Origin of the sequence: Pseudomonas fluorescens, assembly GCF_030344995.1 — a bacterium.
GTDB lineage: Bacteria > Pseudomonadota > Gammaproteobacteria > Pseudomonadales > Pseudomonadaceae > Aquipseudomonas > Aquipseudomonas fluorescens_BF.
The window spans coordinates 1,558,976-1,578,496 of record NZ_CP128260.1 but is presented as its reverse complement, the minus strand read 5'-3'; the positions used below and the strand labels follow the sequence as shown (position 1 = coordinate 1,578,496).

At 59.3% G+C, this 19,521-nt stretch carries 17 protein-coding genes; 1 reads left to right on the top strand and 16 read right to left on the bottom strand.

All coding sequences use genetic code 11. The annotated features are described in order from the left end of the window. Positions 1-120: 120 nt before the first annotated feature. From dnaE to rpsB, 16 genes are all read right to left on the bottom strand, one after another. Positions 121-3,642 carry a DNA polymerase III subunit alpha gene (dnaE, locus tag QR290_RS06990; RefSeq protein ID WP_289204596.1) on the bottom strand — a complete coding sequence of 1,174 codons (3,522 nt, stop codon included), beginning with the start codon at positions 3,640-3,642 and terminating at the stop codon, positions 121-123. 76 nt (positions 3,643-3,718) lie between these two features. After that, positions 3,719-4,345, bottom strand: coding sequence for a ribonuclease HII (gene rnhB / locus QR290_RS06985; protein WP_289205274.1), 627 nt, complete (start codon positions 4,343-4,345; stop codon positions 3,719-3,721). 11 nt (positions 4,346-4,356) lie between these two features. Continuing rightward, positions 4,357-5,487 carry a lipid-A-disaccharide synthase gene (gene lpxB, locus QR290_RS06980; RefSeq protein ID WP_085697334.1) on the bottom strand — a complete coding sequence of 377 codons (1,131 nt, stop codon included), beginning with the start codon at positions 5,485-5,487 and terminating at the stop codon, positions 4,357-4,359. A gap of 2 nt (positions 5,488-5,489) precedes the next feature. Next, positions 5,490-6,266, bottom strand: a complete 777-nt coding sequence (lpxA, locus tag QR290_RS06975; protein ID WP_289204595.1) for an acyl-ACP--UDP-N-acetylglucosamine O-acyltransferase — start codon at positions 6,264-6,266, stop codon at positions 5,490-5,492. Next, positions 6,263-6,703, bottom strand: coding sequence for a 3-hydroxyacyl-ACP dehydratase FabZ (fabZ, locus tag QR290_RS06970; RefSeq protein WP_003222142.1), 441 nt, complete (start codon positions 6,701-6,703; stop codon positions 6,263-6,265). Before fabZ ends, lpxA begins: the two co-directional genes overlap by 4 nt. Positions 6,704-6,809: 106 nt before the next feature. After that, positions 6,810-7,865, bottom strand: a complete 1,056-nt coding sequence (lpxD, locus tag QR290_RS06965) for a UDP-3-O-(3-hydroxymyristoyl)glucosamine N-acyltransferase (protein WP_115076721.1) — start codon at positions 7,863-7,865, stop codon at positions 6,810-6,812. 3 nt (positions 7,866-7,868) lie between these two features. Beyond that, a complete protein-coding gene (locus QR290_RS06960; RefSeq protein WP_003222140.1) occupies positions 7,869-8,372 on the bottom strand; it encodes an OmpH family outer membrane protein in 504 nt (167 codons plus the stop codon). Positions 8,373-8,417: 45 nt separating this feature from the next. Next, the gene (gene bamA / locus QR290_RS06955) at positions 8,418-10,808 is read right to left on the bottom strand and encodes an outer membrane protein assembly factor BamA (protein WP_115076720.1); all 2,391 of its coding nucleotides are present in this window, start codon (positions 10,806-10,808) and stop codon (positions 8,418-8,420) included. A gap of 74 nt (positions 10,809-10,882) precedes the next feature. Then, positions 10,883-12,235, bottom strand: a complete 1,353-nt coding sequence (gene rseP, locus QR290_RS06950; RefSeq protein ID WP_115076719.1) for a sigma E protease regulator RseP — start codon at positions 12,233-12,235, stop codon at positions 10,883-10,885. Between the two features lie 53 nt (positions 12,236-12,288). Next, the gene (gene ispC / locus QR290_RS06945; protein ID WP_115076718.1) at positions 12,289-13,479 is read right to left on the bottom strand and encodes a 1-deoxy-D-xylulose-5-phosphate reductoisomerase; all 1,191 of its coding nucleotides are present in this window, start codon (positions 13,477-13,479) and stop codon (positions 12,289-12,291) included. Then, positions 13,476-14,282 carry a phosphatidate cytidylyltransferase gene (locus tag QR290_RS06940; RefSeq protein ID WP_102686554.1) on the bottom strand — a complete coding sequence of 269 codons (807 nt, stop codon included), beginning with the start codon at positions 14,280-14,282 and terminating at the stop codon, positions 13,476-13,478. Before QR290_RS06940 ends, ispC begins: the two co-directional genes overlap by 4 nt. Further along, the gene (uppS, locus tag QR290_RS06935) at positions 14,282-15,037 is read right to left on the bottom strand and encodes a polyprenyl diphosphate synthase (protein WP_085697328.1); all 756 of its coding nucleotides are present in this window, start codon (positions 15,035-15,037) and stop codon (positions 14,282-14,284) included. The genes QR290_RS06940 and uppS overlap by 1 nt, the downstream gene beginning before the upstream one ends. A 14-nt stretch (positions 15,038-15,051) precedes the next feature. Beyond that, positions 15,052-15,609 carry a ribosome recycling factor gene (gene frr / locus QR290_RS06930; protein ID WP_085688727.1) on the bottom strand — a complete coding sequence of 186 codons (558 nt, stop codon included), beginning with the start codon at positions 15,607-15,609 and terminating at the stop codon, positions 15,052-15,054. Then, the gene (gene pyrH, locus QR290_RS06925) at positions 15,606-16,349 is read right to left on the bottom strand and encodes a UMP kinase (RefSeq protein WP_011332683.1); all 744 of its coding nucleotides are present in this window, start codon (positions 16,347-16,349) and stop codon (positions 15,606-15,608) included. The genes frr and pyrH overlap by 4 nt, the downstream gene beginning before the upstream one ends. Positions 16,350-16,560: 211 nt before the next feature. Beyond that, on the bottom strand, positions 16,561-17,424 hold the full coding sequence (gene tsf, locus QR290_RS06920) for a translation elongation factor Ts (protein ID WP_115076717.1): 864 nt from the start codon (positions 17,422-17,424) through the stop codon (positions 16,561-16,563). A gap of 190 nt (positions 17,425-17,614) precedes the next feature. Then, positions 17,615-18,352 carry a 30S ribosomal protein S2 gene (rpsB, locus tag QR290_RS06915; protein WP_008052780.1) on the bottom strand — a complete coding sequence of 246 codons (738 nt, stop codon included), beginning with the start codon at positions 18,350-18,352 and terminating at the stop codon, positions 17,615-17,617. A 374-nt stretch (positions 18,353-18,726) separates the two neighbouring features. Here rpsB and map point away from each other — a divergent pair, with 374 nt between their 5' ends. Next, positions 18,727-19,509, top strand: coding sequence for a type I methionyl aminopeptidase (gene map / locus QR290_RS06910; RefSeq protein ID WP_039769663.1), 783 nt, complete (start codon positions 18,727-18,729; stop codon positions 19,507-19,509). Positions 19,510-19,521: the final 12 nt, after the last annotated feature.

Genomic DNA, 19,521 nt, shown 5'->3' with positions numbered 1-19,521 from the left:
TGTCCCAAGTGAGCTTGGGCCGGCCGGTTGTCTATTCGCGCCCTACCTTAAGGGAGAGGCGCGCTGAGGTCGAGATTAAAAATTCAGGTTGTGGGCAGGCGCTTTGATGGCACCTGCCGGTCAACGGTATTGGAGGAAGACGTTGTCTCGCCCGAACTGGTCACGCAGGGCTTGAATCAAGGCATCCGCCGGGTCGATCCGCCAGGTCTCGCCAAACTGCAGCAAGGTCTTCGCATCCGGGCTGGTGTATTCCATGGTGATCGGGCACGCCCCGCGATGACGCTTGAGCAAATCACCCAACCAGCGTAGCTGATCGCCTTTCAAATCCTGGGTCTGCAACTTCAGACGCAGGCTCTCGGCAAGATTGGTGCGCGCATCTTCCATGCTCATCACCCGCTTGACCCGAAGCCGCAGGCCACCGGAGAAGTCATCGTTGCTGACCTCACCTTCGACCACCACCATCGCATCGGTCTGCAGCAGCGATTGCGCGGAGTGGAACGCATCGGCAAACAGCGACGCCTCGATCCGCCCGGAGCGGTCGTCGAGGGTGATGAAGCCCATCTTGTCGCCCTTTTTGTTCTTCATCACCCGCAGGGCGATGATCATCCCCGCCACGGTCTGGGTATCCCGGGCCGGTTTCAGGTCGATGATGCGCTGACGGGCGAAACGGCGGATCTCACCTTCGTACTCGTCAATCGGGTGACCGGTCAGGTACAGGCCCAAGGTGTCTTTTTCACCTTTGAGCCGCTCCTTGAGGGTCAGTTCTTTCGCCTTGCGGTGGATCGCGTAAACGTCCGCGTCTTCCTCGACGAACAGCCCACCGAACAGGTCGGCGTGACCGCTGTCACGGGTGCGCGCGGTCTGCTCGGCCGACTTGATCGCCTCTTCCATCGCCGCCAGCAGCACGGCGCGGTTGCGGTCGATGTTGGCCTGATACGCCTTTTGCTCGTCGTGGAAGTACGGGCCGAGGCGATCCAGCGCGCCGCTGCGGATCAGACCGTCCAGCGTGCGCTTGTTGATGCGCTTGAGGTCGACCCGGGCGCAGAAGTCGAACAGATCCTTGAACGGACCGGCCTGACGGGCCTCGGTGATCGCTTCCACCGGGCCTTCGCCGACGCCTTTGATCGCGCCCAGGCCATACACGATGCGGCCTTCGTCGTTCACCGTGAACTTGAACTCCGAAGTGTTCACGTCCGGCGCGTCGAGGCGCAGCTTCATCGTGCGCACTTCCTCGATCAAGGTCACGACCTTGTCGGTGTTGTGCATATCCGCCGAGAGTACCGCGGCCATGAACGGCGCCGGGTAGTGGGCTTTCAGCCAGGCAGTCTGGTACGACACCAGGCCGTAGGCGGCGGAGTGGGATTTGTTGAAGCCGTAACCGGCGAATTTCTCTACCAGGTCGAAAATGTTACCGGCCAGGTCCGCGTCGATATTGTTCGACGCACAACCCTCAATGAAACCGCCGCGCTGCTTGGCCATTTCCTCGGGTTTCTTCTTACCCATCGCCCGGCGCAGCATGTCCGCACCACCGAGGGTATAACCGGCCATGACCTGGGCGATCTGCATCACCTGTTCCTGGTACAGGATGATGCCGTACGTCGGCGCCAGTACCGGCTGCAAACCTTCGTACTGGTAATCCGGGTGCGGATAAGCAAGTTCTGCGCGACCGTGCTTACGGTTGATGAAGTCATCCACCATGCCGGACTGCAGCGGGCCCGGACGGAACAGGGCCACCAGTGCGATCAAGTCTTCGAGGCAGTCGGGCTTGAGCTTTTTGATCAGCTCTTTCATGCCCCGGGATTCAAGCTGGAACACCGCCGTGGTTTCAGCTTTTTGCAGCAGCTGATAAGTCGGCTTGTCATCCAGCGGGATGAACGCGATGTCCAGCGGCGGTTCGTTGACCTTGGCGCGGTCGCGGTTGATGGTTTTCAGCGCCCAGTCGATGATCGTCAGGGTCCGCAGGCCGAGGAAGTCGAACTTCACCAGACCGGCCGCCTCCACATCGTCCTTGTCGAACTGGGTTACCAGGCCGTCGCCGGCCTCGTCGCAATAGATCGGCGAGAAGTCGGTCAGCTTGGTCGGCGCGATGACCACACCACCGGCGTGTTTACCGACGTTACGCACCACGCCTTCGAGCTTGCGCGCCATCTCCCAGATTTCCGCCGCTTCTTCATCGACCTTGATGAAGTCGCGCAGGATTTCTTCCTGCTCGTAGGCTTTTTCCAGGGTCATGCCGACTTCGAACGGGATCATCTTCGACAGGCGATCCGCCAGGCCGAACGACTTGCCCTGGGCCCGCGCCACGTCCCGCACCACAGCCTTGGCCGCCATGGAACCGAAGGTGATGATCTGGCTTACGGCGTTGCGGCCGTACTTTTCGGCCACGTAATCGATTACCCGGTCGCGGCCGTCCATGCAGAAGTCGACGTCGAAGTCGGGCATGGATACCCGTTCCGGGTTGAGGAAACGTTCGAACAGCAGGTCATATTCCAGCGGGTCGAGGTCGGTGATCTTCTGCACATAGGCCACCAGCGATCCGGCACCCGACCCCCGGCCAGGGCCTACCGGCACGCCGTTGTTCTTGGCCCACTGGATAAAGTCCATCACGATCAGGAAGTAACCGGGGAACCCCATCTGGATGATGATATCCAGCTCGAAATTCAGCCGGTCGACATAGACCTGACGCTTGGCCTCGTAGTCCTCGGTGGTGTCCTTGGGCAGCAGCACGCTGAGGCGGTCTTCCAGACCATCGAACGACACCTTGCGGAAATACTCGTCGATGGTCATGCCATCGGGAATCGGATAGTCGGGCAGGAAGTGCTTGCCCAGCTTCACGTCGATGTTGCAGCGCTTGGCGATCTCGACGGTGTTTTCCACCGCATCCGGCAAGTCGCTGAACAACTCGGCCATTTCCTCGGCGCTTTTCAGGTACTGCTGATCGCTGTAGTTCTTCGAACGCCGCGGGTCGTCGAGGGCGCGGCCCTCACCGATGCAGACGCGGGTTTCGTGAGCGGCGAAGTCTTCCTGCTTGATGAAGCGCACATCGTTGGTGGCAACCAGCGGCGCACCGAGCTTGTCGGCCAGGGCCACCGCGCCGTGCAGTTGCTCTTCGTCGTTCGGACGGTTGGTGCGCTGGACTTCCAGATAGAAACGATCCGGGAACACCGCCATCCATTCACGCGCCAGGGTTTCGGCTTCAGCGGGGTTGCCGCCGATCATGGCCATGCCGATCTCGCCTTCTTTGGCGGCGGACAGCATGATCAGGCCTTCGTTGGCCTCGGCGACCCATTCACGCTCGATGATGATCATGCCGTTACGCTGACCTTCGATGAAGCCACGGGAAATCAGCTCGGTCAGGTTGCGGTAGCCCTGGGCATTCATGACCAGCAGGCTGAGGCGGCTCAGCGGACCATCGGGGTCCTTGTTCGACAGCCACAGGTCGGCGCCGCAGATCGGCTTGATCCCCGCGCCCATGGTGTTTTTATAGAATTTGACCAGCGAACACATGTTGTTCTGGTCGGTCACCGCAACGGCCGGCATGCCCATGCCGGTCAGGGCCTTGACCAGCGGCTTGATCCGCACCAGCCCGTCGACCAGGGAGTATTCAGTGTGCAGGCGTAGATGAACGAATGAAGCCGGCATAGTGATCCTGTCCAGTTACATAGAGACAACAAGGCCCGGATTGTACCGGGCCCCGAACAAAACATCAGCCTTGCCGCTAAACCGGCGTCAGGCTTTCCATCGCTTCATAAGCCTGCCGAACCGGGGCAAAAGAACGCCGGTGAATCGGCGTCGGCCCCAGGCGCACCAGCGCTTCCAGATGAACGGGCGTCGGGTAGCCTTTGTGGCCGCCGATGCCGTAACCCGGGTAGATCAATTCGAACGCCGCCATCTCGCGGTCGCGGCTGACCTTGGCCAGAATCGAGGCTGCTGCAATCGCTGGAACCTTGCTGTCGCCCTTGACCACCGCTTCGGAACGCATCGGCAGTTTCGGGCAGCGGTTGCCGTCGATCATCGCCAGTTTCGGCTGGATGTGCAGGCCAGCGACAGCGCGCTGCATCGCCAGCATGGTGGCGTGAAGGATGTTCAGCTCGTCGATCTCTTCGACTTCGGCGCGGGCGATGCACCAGCTGAGCGCCTTCTCGCAGATTTCGTCGTAGAGCTTTTCGCGCTTGGCTTCAGTCAGCTTTTTCGAATCGTTGAGGCCGAGAATCGGGCGGTTTGGATCGAGGATCACCGCTGCGGTGACGACCGCGCCGCACAACGGGCCGCGACCGACTTCATCGACGCCGGCCACCAGTTCTTCAACTTCGGCGACCAGGGTGAAATCCAGGCCCATCTGCATGCTTGTCTTGCTCATCGTGTTTGCCCGATCAGGTTCAGAACGGCGTCAGCCGCCTGATTGGAAGCGTCCAAGCGCAGAGTGCGATGGATCTCGTCGAAGCCGCGGGTCTGCTCTTCACCACCGTCGATCAACGGCGACAAGGTCTGGGCAAGAGCCTCGACAGTCGCATCATCCTGCAACAACTCCGGGACCAGCAGTCGCTGGGCAAGCAGGTTCGGCAGGGAGACGTAAGGGCTCTTGACCATGCGCTTGAGAATCCAGAACGTCAGCGGCGCAAGACGGTACGCCACGACCATCGGACGCTTGTACAGCAGCGCTTCCAGCGTTGCAGTACCGGACGCAATCAGAACCGCGTTGCAAGCCGCCAGCGCCAGATGCGATTTGCCATCGAGCAAGGTCACCGGCAGGTCGCGGCCGGCCAGCAGCTCTTCGAGCTGGGCACGACGCTCGGGGTTGGCGCACGGTATGACGAAACGCACCCCCGGACGCATGGCACGCAGGCGCTGGGCGGTATCAAGGAACAGCGCACCCAGACGACTGACTTCGCCGCCGCGGCTGCCGGGCATCAAAGCCACCAGCGGGCCGTCCGGCAGACCGAGTTCGGCCCGCGCAGCAGAGCGATCGGCCTCCAGTGGAATGGTGTCGGCCAGCGTATGGCCGACGAACCGCACCGGCACGCCCTTCTCTTCGTAGAATCTGGCTTCGAACGGCAGGAGCGTGAGCATCAGGTCGCAGCCCTCGCGGATCTTCAGGACCCGCTTCTGCCGCCACGCCCACACCGAAGGGCTGACGTAGTGCACGGTCTTGATTCCGGCCTGACGCAGCTTGAGTTCGATATTGAGGTTGAAGTCCGGTGCGTCGATGCCGATGAATACATCCGGCTTTTCAGCGATAAGCGTGGCGATCAGGTCCTTGCGACGCTTAAGCAATTCACGCAAGCGTCCCAGGACTTCCACCAGCCCCATCACCGACAGACGCTCCATCGGAAAATACGAGGTCAGGCCTTCGGCCTGCATCAGCGGACCGCCGACACCAATGAACTCCACCGCAGGATGCTGTGCCTTGAGGGCGCGCATCAGACCGGCGCCCAGAATGTCACCGGAAGCCTCCCCCGCCACCAGCGCAATACGCAGATTGGCCATGGTCAGCGGGTGATGCCGCGGGTCGACGACTGGATGGAGTCACGGAATATCGCGACTTCCGGGAACTGTGCGGACGGCTCGGCCAGTTCGGCCAGCGCCTGTTCGACGGTCAGCCCCTGGCGATACACCGTCTTGTACGCACGGCGCAGAGCGTGAATGGCGTCTTCGCTGAAACCGCGACGGCGCATGCCCTCGAAGTTCATGCTGCGCGCTTCGGCCGGGTTGCCGAATACGGTAACGAACGCCGGAACGTCCTTACCAATGGCCGTGCCCATGCCGGAAAAGCTGTGGGCGCCAATGTGGCAATACTGATGCACCAGGGTGAAACCGGACAGGATCGCCCAGTCATCAACGTGCACATGGCCGGCCAGCGCGGTGTTGTTGACCAGGATGCAGTGGTTGCCGATGACGCTGTCATGTCCGATGTGGGCATAGGCCATGATCAGGTTGTGATCACCCAGGGTCGTTTCGGAACGATCCTGAACGGTGCCACGGTGAATCGTCACGCCTTCGCGGATGACGTTGTGGTCACCGATCACCAGGCGAGTTTCTTCGCCCTTGTATTTCAGATCCGGCGTGTCTTCGCCTACCGAGGAAAACTGGTAGATGCGATTGTGCTTGCCGATACGGGTCGGACCTTTGAGGATCACGTGTGGCCCGATGACCGTACCCTCGCCGATTTCCACACCTGCACCGATGATCGACCACGGGCCGACCTCGACGCCATCAGCCATGACGGCCGACGGATCGATGATTGCGCGAGGGTCAATCAAACTCATAGCTTGCGTTCCGCACAGATGATTTCAGCCGAGCAGACCGGTTTGCCATCGACCGAAGCCTGGCATTCGAACTTCCAGATCTGACGCTTGCAGCTGATGAACTTGGCTTCGAGGATCAACTGATCACCCGGCAGCACTGGCTGGCGGAAGCGCAGCTTGTCGGAGCCGACGAAGTAGTAAAGGGTGCCGTCGGCCGGTTTCACGTCAAGCATCTTGAAACCGAGGATCCCGGCAGCCTGAGCCATGGCTTCGATGATCAGCACGCCCGGCATGATCGGATGCGCAGGGAAGTGACCATTGAAGAACGGTTCGTTGATGCTGACATTCTTGTAGGCGCGAATGCGCTTGCCTTCCGTATCCAGCTCCACTACCCGGTCCACCAGCAGGAACGGGTAACGGTGAGGCAGGTATTCGCGAATCTCGTTGATGTCCATCATTTCGGGGGGAAGCCTATGTAAAGATTGGGAGCGCGACTGACGCGCACTCCTCTAGCAAATCAAGGAGGCAGTCCAGAGGATGTGCACACTTGATATGGAAATGGTATCAGCCTTCAGATGAAGCATTACCGTCGGGGGTCACTTCCCCGGACCGCTTTTCCAGCTGTTTCAAACGTCGCGCGATGTCATCGAGCTGACGAATACGGGCCGCGCTTTTGCGCCATTCGGCCGCAGGTTGCATAGCTGTACCGGAAGAATAGGCACCCGGCTCGGTTATCGAGTGGGTCACCATGGTCATCCCGGTCAGGAATACGTTGTCGCAAATATCGATGTGCCCTACCAGGCCAACGCCGCCGGCAAGCATGCAGTGCTTGCCGATCTTGGTGCTGCCGGAAATGCCCACGCACGCTGCCATGGCGGTGTGATCACCGACCTGCACGTTGTGGGCGATCTGAATCTGGTTGTCGAGCTTCACGCCGTTGCCAATCACGGTATCGGCCAGCGCACCGCGGTCAATGGCGGTATTCACGCCGATCTCCACATCGTCGCCGATGGTCACGCCACCGATCTGGGCGATCTTCTGCCAGATGCCCTTCTCATTGGCAAAGCCGAAGCCTTCACCGCCGAGCACGGCACCGGACTGGATCACCACGCGTTTGCCGATCCGAACATCGTGATACAGCGTGACGCGCGGGGCCAGCCAGCCGCCCTCGCCGATTTCGCTGCGCGCACCGATGACGCAATGTGCGCCGAGCGTCACGTCTGCGCCGATTCGCGCACCGGACTCGATCACCACAAAGGGACCGATGCTGGCGCTCGGATCGACCACGGCATCCTCGGCAATCACGGCAGTCGGATGGACTCCGGCAACGGCCTTGGGTTTCGGATCGAACAGATGGGAAATGCGTGCGTAAGCCAGGTAAGGGTCCGGCACCACCAGCGCATCACCGGCATAACTTTCGGCGTCGGCAGCCTTGAGCAACAGGGCTGCGGCTTGCGAGTTAGCCAGGTATTTACGGTATTGGGGGTTTGCCAGAAAGCTCAACTGAGCTGGGCCAGCCTCCTGCAAGGTGGCTAGCCCAGTAATTTGCTTCTCGGGGTCGCCACTCAGGGTGGCGCCGAGGAACTCGGCCAACTGGCCGAGCTTGATGGTCACGGTCATGGGTTACTTCAGCTGATTCATGCGCTCGATAACCTGGCGCGTGATGTCGTACTGAGGTTTGACATCAATGACTGCGCCACGCTCGAACACCAGGTCAAAACCACCTTTCTTGATGACTTCTTCCACTGCGCTATCCAGTTTCGGCTTCAGTTGCTTGAGCATTTCGCGGTCAGCAACGGCCTTGGCTTCGTTCAGTTCCTTGGACTGGAACTGGAAGTCACGAGCCTTTTGCTTGAATTCAAGCTCCAGACGCTCGCGCTCGCCTTGCTGCATTTTGTCGCCACCGGCCATCAGACGATCCTGAATGCCCTTGGCGCTGCTTTCCAGGGTCTTGAGCTTGGTCAGTTGCGGGCCGAATTTCTTCTCGGCATCCACGGCGTATTTCTTGGCCGCGTCGGATTCCAGCAGAGCCATCTGATAGTTCAGAACGGCGATTTTCATGTCGGCAAATGCCGGGCCTGCCACCAGTACGGAGGCCAGGAGAACCAATTGAGTCAACTTACGCACGATGCACTCCTACAAAATCCATTGTCGTTATCTTGGGTCAGGCGCTTAGAACGTCTGGCCGAGGGAGAATTGGAACACTTGAGTTTCAGCGTCATCCGGTTTCTTGATCGGCATCGCCAGTGCAAAACTCAGCGGGCCCAGTGCGGTGACCCAGGTCACACCGACACCGACGGAGCTGGCCATGTTGCTGAGGCTGATGTCGTTGCACTGAGTGGCAGAAGTCGAACCGACAGTCGCGTTGGTAGTCTTCTCGCACTTGGAGTCAAATACGTTACCCACATCCCAGAATACCGAAGTACGCAGGGAACGCTGATCCTTGACGAATGGCAGCGGGAACAACACCTCGACACCACCCTGGATCAACACGTTGCCACCGAACGGCAGCGGATCCTGATCCGGGTCGGCAAGCGTACCGGCGTTACCGGTTACAGCCTGACCACGACTTGGGGTACTGCGAGGACCCAGCGTGCTGTCTTTAAAGCCGCGAACCGAGTTGAAACCACCAGCATAGTAGTTTTCATAGAACGGCAAGCCATCGGTCGAACCGTAACCGTCGCCATAGCCCAGCTCGGTGTGCAGGCGCATGGTGTAGTTCTCGCTCAAAGGCTGGAACAACTGGCCACGGTAATCGAGCTTGAAGAACGACAGGTCACTGCCCGGAATGGTGGTTTCCAGGGTCAGGCTCTGGGAACGACCACGGGTTGGCAGAACACCTTTGTTCAGGGTCGACTCGGACCAGCCGGCCGAAGCCTTGAAGTTCAGGTAGTTGTCACCTTCACGCTTAACGAAGTCGAAAATCTCGTCAACGGTGTACTGACCGGTCTTGATCTTGTCCTGCTGAGCGGACAGACCAAAGGTCAGACGCGAAGTCTCGCTGATCGGGTAGCCAACGTTCACGCCGGCGCCCAGGCTGTCTACCGCATAGCTCGCTACGTCGACGTCGAGGTCTTTGTAGTCGGTGGTGCGGTAGAACGCGTTGTAACCCAGGCTCACACCATCGGCGGTCCAGTAGGGGTCAACGTAGCCGAAGTTGTAGCGGCTCTGGTATTCGCTGCGGGTCAGGCCGACGCTGACGCGGTTACCGGTACCGAGGAAGTTGTTCTGGGTGATCGAACCACCAAGGATCAGACCGGCGCTCTGGGCGAAACCGACACTGGCGGTGATCGAACCGGAAGCCTGCTCTTCAACGCTGTAGTTCACGTCAACCTGGTCATCGACACCTGGCACGGCCGGGGTCTCGACGTTGACTTCCTTAAAGAAGCCCAAGCGCTCCAGACGGGTCTTGGACTGGTCGATCAGGTAGGTCGAAGCCCAGCCGCCTTCCATCTGACGCATTTCACGACGCAGCACCTCGTCCTCGGACTTGGTGTTGCCACGGAAGTTGATGCGGTTTACGTAGGCACGCTTGCCCGGATCGACAGCAAACAGGATATCGACGGTGTGATCTTCGTCGTGTGGCTGTGGCACACCGTTGACGTTGGCGAAGGTGTAACCCTCGTTACCCAGACGGCGGGTGATCAGTTCGGATGTGGTGGTCATCAGCTTGCGCGAGAACACCTGGCCTTTCTGCACCAGCAACAGCGACTTGACCTGGTCTTCAGGGACTTTCAGGTCACCGCTGAGTTTGACGTCACGAACGGTGTACTTTTCGCCTTCGTTAACGTTGACGGTGATGTAGACGTGCTTCTTGTCCGGGGTGATGGACACCTGGGTCGAAGCGATATCCATGTTGATATAGCCGCGGTCCAGGTAGTAGGAACGCAGACGCTCCAGGTCACCGGACAGTTTTTCACGGGCGTACTTGTCGTCGTTCTTGAAGAACGACAGCCAGTTGGTGGTCTTCAGTTCGAACAGGTCGGTCAGGTCTTCTTCGGGGAAGACCGTGTTGCCTACCACGTTGATGTGCTGAATGGCGGCGACGGTGCCTTCGTTGATCTTCACTTTCAGGCCGACACGGTTGCGCGGCTGCGAGACCACTTCGGTATCGACGGTAGCCGAGTAACGACCTTGCGCAACGTATTGACGTTGCAGCTCGTTACGCACGCCTTCGAGGGTCGCGCGCTGGAAGATCTCGCCTTCGGCCAGACCGGATTGCTTGAGGCCCTTCATCAGGTCTTCGGTGGAGATCGCCTTGTTGCCTTCGATCTCGATGCTGGCGACCGAGGGACGCTCGACGACAGTGATCACCAGAACGTTGCCTTCGCGGCCCAGCTGGATATCTTGAAAGAAACCGGTTTTGAACAACGCACGAGTGGATTCCACCAGGCGACGATCATCCGCCTGCTCGCCGACGTTCAACGGCAAGGCACCAAAGACGCTACCCGCGGAGACCCGCTGGAGGCCATTGACGCGAATATCAGAGATAGTGAAGGACTCGGCGTGAACTTCGGCGATCATCAATACGGTGAGAACCGCAGTTAGCAGCAGACGTTTCATGAAGTCCTTTCTTATTCCAACTGGCAATAAACAAACTGCCGCAAAATGCGGCAGATTCGCAATTCAGCGAAGCGTTACAGTCGACCCAGATCGTTGACCAGAGCAAGCAACATCACTCCGACCACCAAGCTGATACCGATCTGTATCCCCCAACCTTGCACCCGATCCGACAAGGGACGACCACGCGCCCACTCGATCAGATAAAACAACAAATGCCCCCCATCCAGTACAGGAATGGGCAGCAAATTCAGAACCCCCAGGCTAATACTCAGATAAGCAAGGAAATTCAGGAAATCAGCGACGCCCGACTGGGCAGAAGCGCCCGCCACTTTAGCAATGGTTATCGGTCCACTCAAGTTTTTTACCGAGAGCTCGCCGAAGAGCATTTTCTTCAGTGAATCCAGCGTCAGGACGCTCATGGTCCAGGTACGACGGGCACCCTCGCCAATCGCTGCCAAAGGCCCGTAACTGACCTCGCGGATCATCTCCGGCGGCCAGTCGACAGCCTTCACGCCCGCCCCCAAGTAGCCGCTTGGCGACTTTTTCTCGCCACGTGCGGCCAGCGTCACAGGGACGTCGATTTGAACACTGTCGCGCTCGACGCGCAGCACGATTTTGGTATCTGGACGCGTACGAACGGTGTCGACCACCTGCTGCCAGTCATCCAGCGCCTTGCCATCGAGCGTCAGCAGACGATCACCGGTTTTCAGTCCAGCCGCCTGAGCCGGGCCTTTCGGATCGAGCTCGGCCAGCACCGGCGGCAATGCCGGGCGCCAAGGGCGAATACCGAGAGAGCGAATAGGATCCGGCTCGTCAGCCCCCTTGAGCCATTTATCGAGTGCCAGCACACGAGGCGAATCCACCGTGGAACCCTGATCGCGTACCAGCAATTGCAGAGAACCGCTCTCCCCCAGTCGGCGCACCAATTGCAGATTGACCGCAGCCCAACCCGAGGTCGGCTCACCGTCGATCGCGACGATTTCCTGACCGGCGTTCAGTCCGGCCGTTGCGGCGATGCTGCCGGGCTCCACCGAACCGATGACCGGGCGAATCTGCTCGCTTCCGAGCATGGCCAGCACCCAGAAGAACACCAGCGCGAGCAGGAAGTTGGCCACAGGACCGGCCGCGACGATGGCGATGCGCTGACGAACAGACTTGCGATTGAATGACTGATGAAGCTGATCGGCCGGCACTTCGCCTTCGCGCTCATCGAGCATCTTGACGTAGCCACCCAGTGGAATAGCTGCAACCACGAACTCGGTGCCCTGCTTGTCATGCCAGCGCAGCAGCGGCATGCCGAAGCCCACGGAGAAACGCAGAACCTTGACACCACAGCGACGCGCGACCCAGAAATGGCCGAATTCGTGAAAGGTGACCAGCACACCCAGAGCGATCAGGGTGCCGGCAATCATATAGAGCGCGCTCATCTACTTTCTCCGCAATCCTGTCCAGTGCCGCGTGAAGCCATGTGTTGCAAGACCTATCGGCCGTGACGATTCAACCACTGCCCGGCCAATGCCCGGGCAGTCGCGTCCGCGGTAAACACCGCATCGAGATCGTTCAACGCCACCACAGGCTCGAGATTCAAGACTTCCTCGATGATACTCGCGATTTCCAGGTAGCGAACCCGTCCGTCGAGAAACGCGGCAACTGCCACTTCATTTGCCGCATTGAGCATGGCCGGGGCACTGTTTCCCGCCTCGGCAGCCTGCCGCGCCAGACGCAGGCACGGAAAGCGCTCTTCGTCGGGGGCTTCGAAATCCAGGCGTGCAACAGCGAAAAGATCCAGCGGCGCCACGCCCGAGTCAATCCGCTCAGGCCAGGCCAGGGCGTTGGCAATCGGGGTGCGCATGTCGGGATTGCCCAACTGCGCCAGCACAGAGCCGTCGACATAATCGACCAGCGAATGAATCACGCTCTGCGGATGAATCACCACCTCGACTTGCGAAGGCTTGGCATCGAACAACCAGCAAGCCTCGATCAGCTCGAGCCCCTTGTTCATCATGCTGGCTGAATCCACAGAGATCTTGCGACCCATCGACCAGTTCGGGTGCGCACACGCCTGATCGGGTGAAACATGCGCCAGCTCGGCCATCGGCGTCTGCCGGAAAGGGCCACCAGAAGCTGTCAGCAAAATCCGACGGACTCCCACATTACTCAGCCCGCGAGCAAAGTCCTGCGGCATGCACTGGAAAATCGCGTTGTGCTCGCTATCGATCGGCAACAGGACCGAACCGCTCTTGCGCACCGCCTGCATGAACAAGGCGCCGGACATGACCAGCGCTTCCTTGTTGGCCAGAAGAATCTTTTTGCCCGCCTCGACAGCCGCGAGGGTCGGACGCAGACCGGCGGCGCCGACGATGGCGGCCATGACAGCATCCACCTCGGGCGCAGCAGCGACCTGACACAAGCCTTCCTCACCGACCAGCACCTGCGTCGAAAGGCCTGCCGCACGCAAATCGTCCTGCAGGTTGCGAGCAGCGCCGGCTTCCGGCACCACTGCATATTTCGGGAGATGGCGAACACACAGGGCAAACAGTTCGCTCAGACGGGTAAAACCGCTCAGGGCGAAAGCCTGATAACGCTCCGGATGCCGGGCGATGACATCCAGGGTGCTCAGACCAATCGAACCGGTCGCGCCCAGGACGGTAATCTGCTGCGGGCGACTCACGACGCCGCCATCCACAGCAGCACCGCGAACACCGGGATCGCCGCCGTCAGGCTATCGATGCGATCCAGTACGCCACCGTGACCAGGCAGCAGATTACTGCTGTCCTTGATGCCGGACTGGCGCTTGAACATGCTTTCGGTCAGGTCGCCCACCACCGAGATGAAGACGATCACCGCAGCACCGATCAAACCCTTGAACAGTTGCGCTACCGTCCAGTCACGGAACAGAGCGACCAGCGTGGTGATGACCAGGCTCAGCGCCAGACCGCCATACACGCCTTCCCAGCTTTTGCCGGGACTGACTTGCGGCGCCAGCTTGCGCTTGCCGAACGCACGACCGGAGAAATACGCCCCGATGTCAGCGCCCCAGACCAGCACCATCACCGCCATGATCAACCAGTTGCCGAGCGGGTATTGCTTGATCTGCACCAGCCCTTGCCAGGCGGGCAACAGAATCAGCAGACCGATCACCAGCTTGGCGGCGGCGCTGGACCAATGCTCGCTGGAACGCGGATAAGTCAGCACCAGCCAGGTCGCCAACGCCCACCAGATCACCGAGGCGCCCAGCACCCACGGCGCCAGCCCCGGCAGGATGTACATGACGAACAGCATCAGCGCGACCACCGCCGCGTAGCCGACACGAAATGCCTGCGCGGTGAAGCCGGCCAGACGCGCCCATTCCCAGGCGCCCAGGCTCACGACCAGACCGATGAACAGGGCAAAACCGGAACCTTCGAGCAGGAAAAACCCGCCCAGGGCAATCGGCAGCAGAATCAGTGCAGTAATGATGCGTTGTTTAAGCATTAAACCCGGGCTCCAGCTTCGACCTGCTCGCTCGTTTTACCGAAACGACGCTGGCGCGAAGCGAAATCGGCCAGCGCATTGCGCATGGCTTCGTGTTTGAAGTCCGGCCAGAACAGGTCGGAGAAGTACAACTCGGCGTAAGCCAGTTGCCACAGGAGGAAGTTGCTGATGCGGTGCTCGCCACCGGTGCGGATGCACAAGTCGGGCAACGGCAGATCACCGGTGACCAGACAGGTCTGCAGCAGATCCGGCGTGATGTCTTCCGGCCGCAGATGACCGGCCTGAACCTCACGTGCCAGACGCTGCGCCGCTTGCGCAATATCCCACTGACCGCCGTAGTTGGCGGCGATCTGCAGGATGAAACGATTGGCGCCGGCGGTCATCGCTTCGGCTTCACGCATGGCGGCCTGAAGCTCCGGATGGAATCGCGTGCGGTCACCGATAATGCGCAGACTGATGTTGTTGTCGTTCAGGCGCTTGGCCTCACGACGCAGCGCCTTGAAGAACAGATCCATCAAGGCGCTGACCTCATCGGCCGGGCGCTGCCAGTTTTCACTGGAAAAGGCGAACAGGGTGAGAACCTCGACCTTGGCCTCGGCACACACCTCGATCACCGCCCGCACAGCGTCCACGCCCGCTTTATGCCCGGCGACACCCGGCATAAAGCGTTTTTTTGCCCAGCGATTATTGCCATCCATGATGATCGCGACATGGCGCGGCACCGCGGACGGCGCAGTCTGCTTGGTCTTGTCCATTAAAAACTCGACCCTTAAACGGCCATCAGATCCGCTTCTTTTTCCTTGGTAGCCGCGTCGATATCCGCTTCAGCCTTGTCGGTCAGTTTCTGGATATCAGCCGCTGCACGGCGCTCTTCGTCTTCGCTGATTTCCTTGTCCTTGACCAGCTTCTTCAGATCGCCGAGCGCATCGCGACGAATGTTGCGTACCGCGACACGAGCATCTTCAGCGGCAGCACGGGCCTGCTTGGTGAAGCCCTTGCGGGTTTCTTCAGTCAGCGCCGGCATGGAAACCAGCAGCAGCTCACCCAGGTTGGTCGGGTTCAGGTTCAGGCCGGCATTCATGATTGCCTTGTCGACTGCCGTGAGCATGTTGCGCTCGAAAGGCACGACCTGCAGGGTACGGGAGTCTTTCACCGTGACGTTGGCAACACCGCTCAAAGGGGTATCAGCGCCGTAGTAAGGAACCATCACGCTACCCAGAATACTCGGGTGAGCCTTACCGGTACGAATCTGGCCGAATGCATGGCTCAGCGACTCGATCGACTTTTTCATGCGCTCTTGAGCGTCTTTCTTGATTTCGTTGATCATTGTTGGACTTCCTCGATCAGAGTGCCTTCAGCGCCACCATGCACGATGTTCAGCAGGGCGCCCGGCTTGTTCATGTTAAATACGCGCAGCGGCATCTTGTGATCGCGGCACAGGCAGATAGCCGTCAGATCCATTACACCCAGCTTGCGATCCAGCACTTCATCGTATGTCAGATGATCGAACTTCTCGGCATGCGGGTCTTTGAACGGGTCAGCGGTGTAGACGCCATCGACCTTGGTCGCCTTGAGCACGACGTCTGCGTCGATTTCAATGGCTCGCAGGCAGGCTGCCGAATCCGTGGTAAAGAACGGATTGCCGGTACCGGCCGCGAAGATCACCACGTCCTTGGAGTTCAGGTGGCGCATGGCCTTGCGACGGTCATAGTGATCGGTCACACCGACCATGGAAATGGCCGACATCACGATGGCCGAGATATTGGCACGTTCCAGCGCATCGCGCATGGCCAGGGCGTTCATCACAGTGGCCAGCATGCCCATGTGGTCACCCGTGACCCGATCCATGCCGGCCTTGCTCAGCGCTTCACCGCGGAACAGGTTGCCACCGCCAATCACCAGACCGACCTGAACGCCGATACCGACCAGCTGGCCGACTTCCAGCGCCATGCGATCCAGCACTTTCGGATCGATCCCGAACTCTTCCGAGCCCATCAGGGCCTCGCCGCTAAGCTTGAGTAGAATGCGTTTATAGCGAGCCTGATAACCACTGCCCTGCTGAGCCATTGCGAATCTCTCCTGCGGCGTATTTTAAAAATTCTTTGCGAGCTGTTTACAGCTGGCGTTCACTCTAGCTTGGCGCTGCTTCAGCGCCATCGGAACATGGCTTTGTAAGTCAGTTCCAAGGGGAAACCAATTAAAAATTGGTAACCCTATCTGAAAAGAGGCTGCGCGCGTGAGCGGGCAGCCTCTTTCGGGCGACAGTTGAAAAACCGTCTTACTGCTTGGCGGCAGCCACTTGAGCGGCAACTTCGGCAGCGAAGTCATCAACTGGCTTCTCGATGCCTTCGCCTACTTTGAAGTAGGTGAAGGAAACGATTTCGGCACCGGCTTTCTTGGCCAGCTCGCCGACCTTGACTTCCGGGTTCATGACAAAGGCCTGCTCTTTCAGCGAGGCTTCTGCTTTGAACTTGGTGATACGACCGTTGATCATGTTCTCAACGATGTTTTCCGGCTTGCCAGCGATCTTGTCGGCATTCAACTGCAGGAATACGTTCTTCTCGCGCTCGATGGCCTCGGCGGAGATTTCCGACGCGTCCAGGAACTCCGGGTTCGAAGCTGCAACGTGCATGGCGATGTTCTTGGCCAGGTCGACGTCGCCGCCTTTCAGAACAACCACTGCACCGATCTTGTTGCCGTGCAGGTAAGCACCTACAACGTCACCCTCAACACGCACCAGACGACGGATGTTGACGTTTTCGCCACACTTGGCAACCAGGGCTTCACGAGCAGCTTCACGCGAAGCGATCAACGGAGCCGCGTCGGTCAGCTTCTGAGCGAAGGCTTCTTCGAGGCTTTCGCTGACGAAGTTCTTGAAGTCGTCCTGCAGAGCCAGGAAGTCGGTCTGCGAGTTCACTTCCAGCAGAACGGCGGACTTGCCGTCAGCCTTGACGGCGATAGCGCCTTCAGCGGCAACGTTGCCGGCTTTCTTGGCAGCCTTGATCGCGCCCGAAGCACGCATGTCATCAATGGCTTTTTCGATGTCGCCGCCAGCCTTTTCCAGGGCTTTCTTGCAGTCCATCATGCCTTCGCCGGTACGCTCGCGCAGTTCTTTGACCAACGCTGCAGTAATTGCTGCCATTTTCAAATTCCTCTTGGATAGGTTTTCAACCATTCCACCCGATCGAACGGGCGTTCAATTCTTCCCGAGCCACCTTGTAGCCGCTGCACGTTACAGATGCTGTAGCTGCGCTGCCGACAAATGGTTTTCGAGGTGGCAAAAAGGGGGCCAAGCCCCCTTTTTGCTTACTGAGTCAACGCCAGGGCGTCAATTACTCAGCTGCAGCCTGAGTTTCTTCAGCTGCGAATTCTACAGTACCGCCAGCAACGTTGTTGCGACCGCGGATGACTGCGTCAGCCATCGAACCCATGTACAGCTGGATAGCGCGGATTGCGTCATCGTTGCCTGGGATGATGTAGTCAACGCCTTCCGGGCTGCTGTTGGTATCGACAACGCCGATGACCGGGATGCCCAGCTTGTTGGCTTCGGTGATCGCGATGCGCTCGTGGTCAACGTCGATCACGAACAGTGCGTCTGGCAGACCGCCCATGTCCTTGATGCCGCCCAGGGAGCGATCCAGCTTCTCAAGATCGCGAGTGCGCATCAGCGCTTCTTTCTTGGTCAGCTTGGCGAAAGTACCGTCTTCGGCTTGTACTTCAAGGTCACGCAGACGCTTGATGGAAGCACGGATGGTCTTGAAGTTGGTCAGCATGCCGCCCAACCAGCGGTGATCGACGTACGGCGAACCGCAACGTGCTGCTTCTTCAGCAACGATCTTGCCAGCGGAACGCTTGGTGCCGACGAACAGAATCTTGTTTTTGCCCTGGGCCAGACGCTCTACGAAAGTCAGAGCTTCGTTGAACATTGGCAGGGTTTTTTCAAGGTTGATGATGTGAATCTTGTTACGCGCGCCGAAAATGTATTTACCCATTTTCGGATTCCAGTAACGGGTTTGGTGACCGAAGTGCACACCGGCCTTCAGCATATCGCGCATGTTGACTTGGGACATGATAGTTCCTTGATAAGTCGGGTTGGGCCTCCACGTATCCCAATGACCAACCATTGATCCGAGGATCAAAGGCACCCAGGCCATCGTGTCGACACGTGTGTGGGTTAATGCTCTCGGGGCTATCCCCGGAAAGCGGCGCATTTTATACCACAGGGACGACGCAAACGGAACCCGGAATCTGCAATCGTGTCAGGGACATGCGCGCCAGCCCCTTGGAATCGGGACAATGCACCGCATTGTATAGAGAGAAGCGATGCACGCAGGCGCGGATTTGCGCCTTTGGTCTGTTAGAATCGCGTTTTTCGGGGCCGCAATATCAACAGCCGCGCCCCTGTTCGTATCAGCAAGCGCCGCCGAGCGCAGAGAGAGCCTGTATGACCGTCACCCTCAAAACCCCCGAGGACATCGCTGGCATGCGTGTCGCCGGAAAACTGGCCGCCGATGTGCTGGAAATGATTGCCGAGCACGTCAAGCCGGGCGTGACCACCGATGAGCTGAACCAGATCTGCCACGACTATATCGTCAACGTGCAGCAGGCCATCCCTGCCCCGCTCAACTACAAGGGCTACCCGAAGTCGATCTGCACCTCGATCAACCATGTGGTCTGCCACGGCATCCCGAACGACAAGCCGCTGAAAAACGGCGACACCCTGAACATTGACGTCACCGTTATTAAAGACGGTTACCACGGCGATACCAGCCGCATGTTCCACGTCGGCACCGTGCCGGTCTGGGCCGAGCGCCTGTCGCAGGTCACCCAGGAATGCATGTACAAGGCGATCGAGATCGTAAAACCCGGCTGCCGCCTCGGCGACATCGGCGAAATCATCCAGAAGCACGCGGAAAAGAACGGCTTCTCGGTGGTGCGTGAATTCTGTGGTCACGGCATCGGCAAGGTGTTCCACGAAGAACCGCAGATCCTGCACTACGGCCGCGCCGGCACCGGCATGGAACTGAAGGCCGGCATGACCTTCACCATCGAACCGATGATCAACCAGGGCAAGGCCGACACCAAAGTACTGGGCGACGGCTGGACCGCGATCACCAAGGATCGCAAGCTGTCGGCACAGTGGGAACACACTTTGCTTGTCACCGACACCGGCTACGAGATCTTCACCCTGCGCAGCGACGACACCATCCCGCGCATCTCGGCCTGATCCAGACACCGT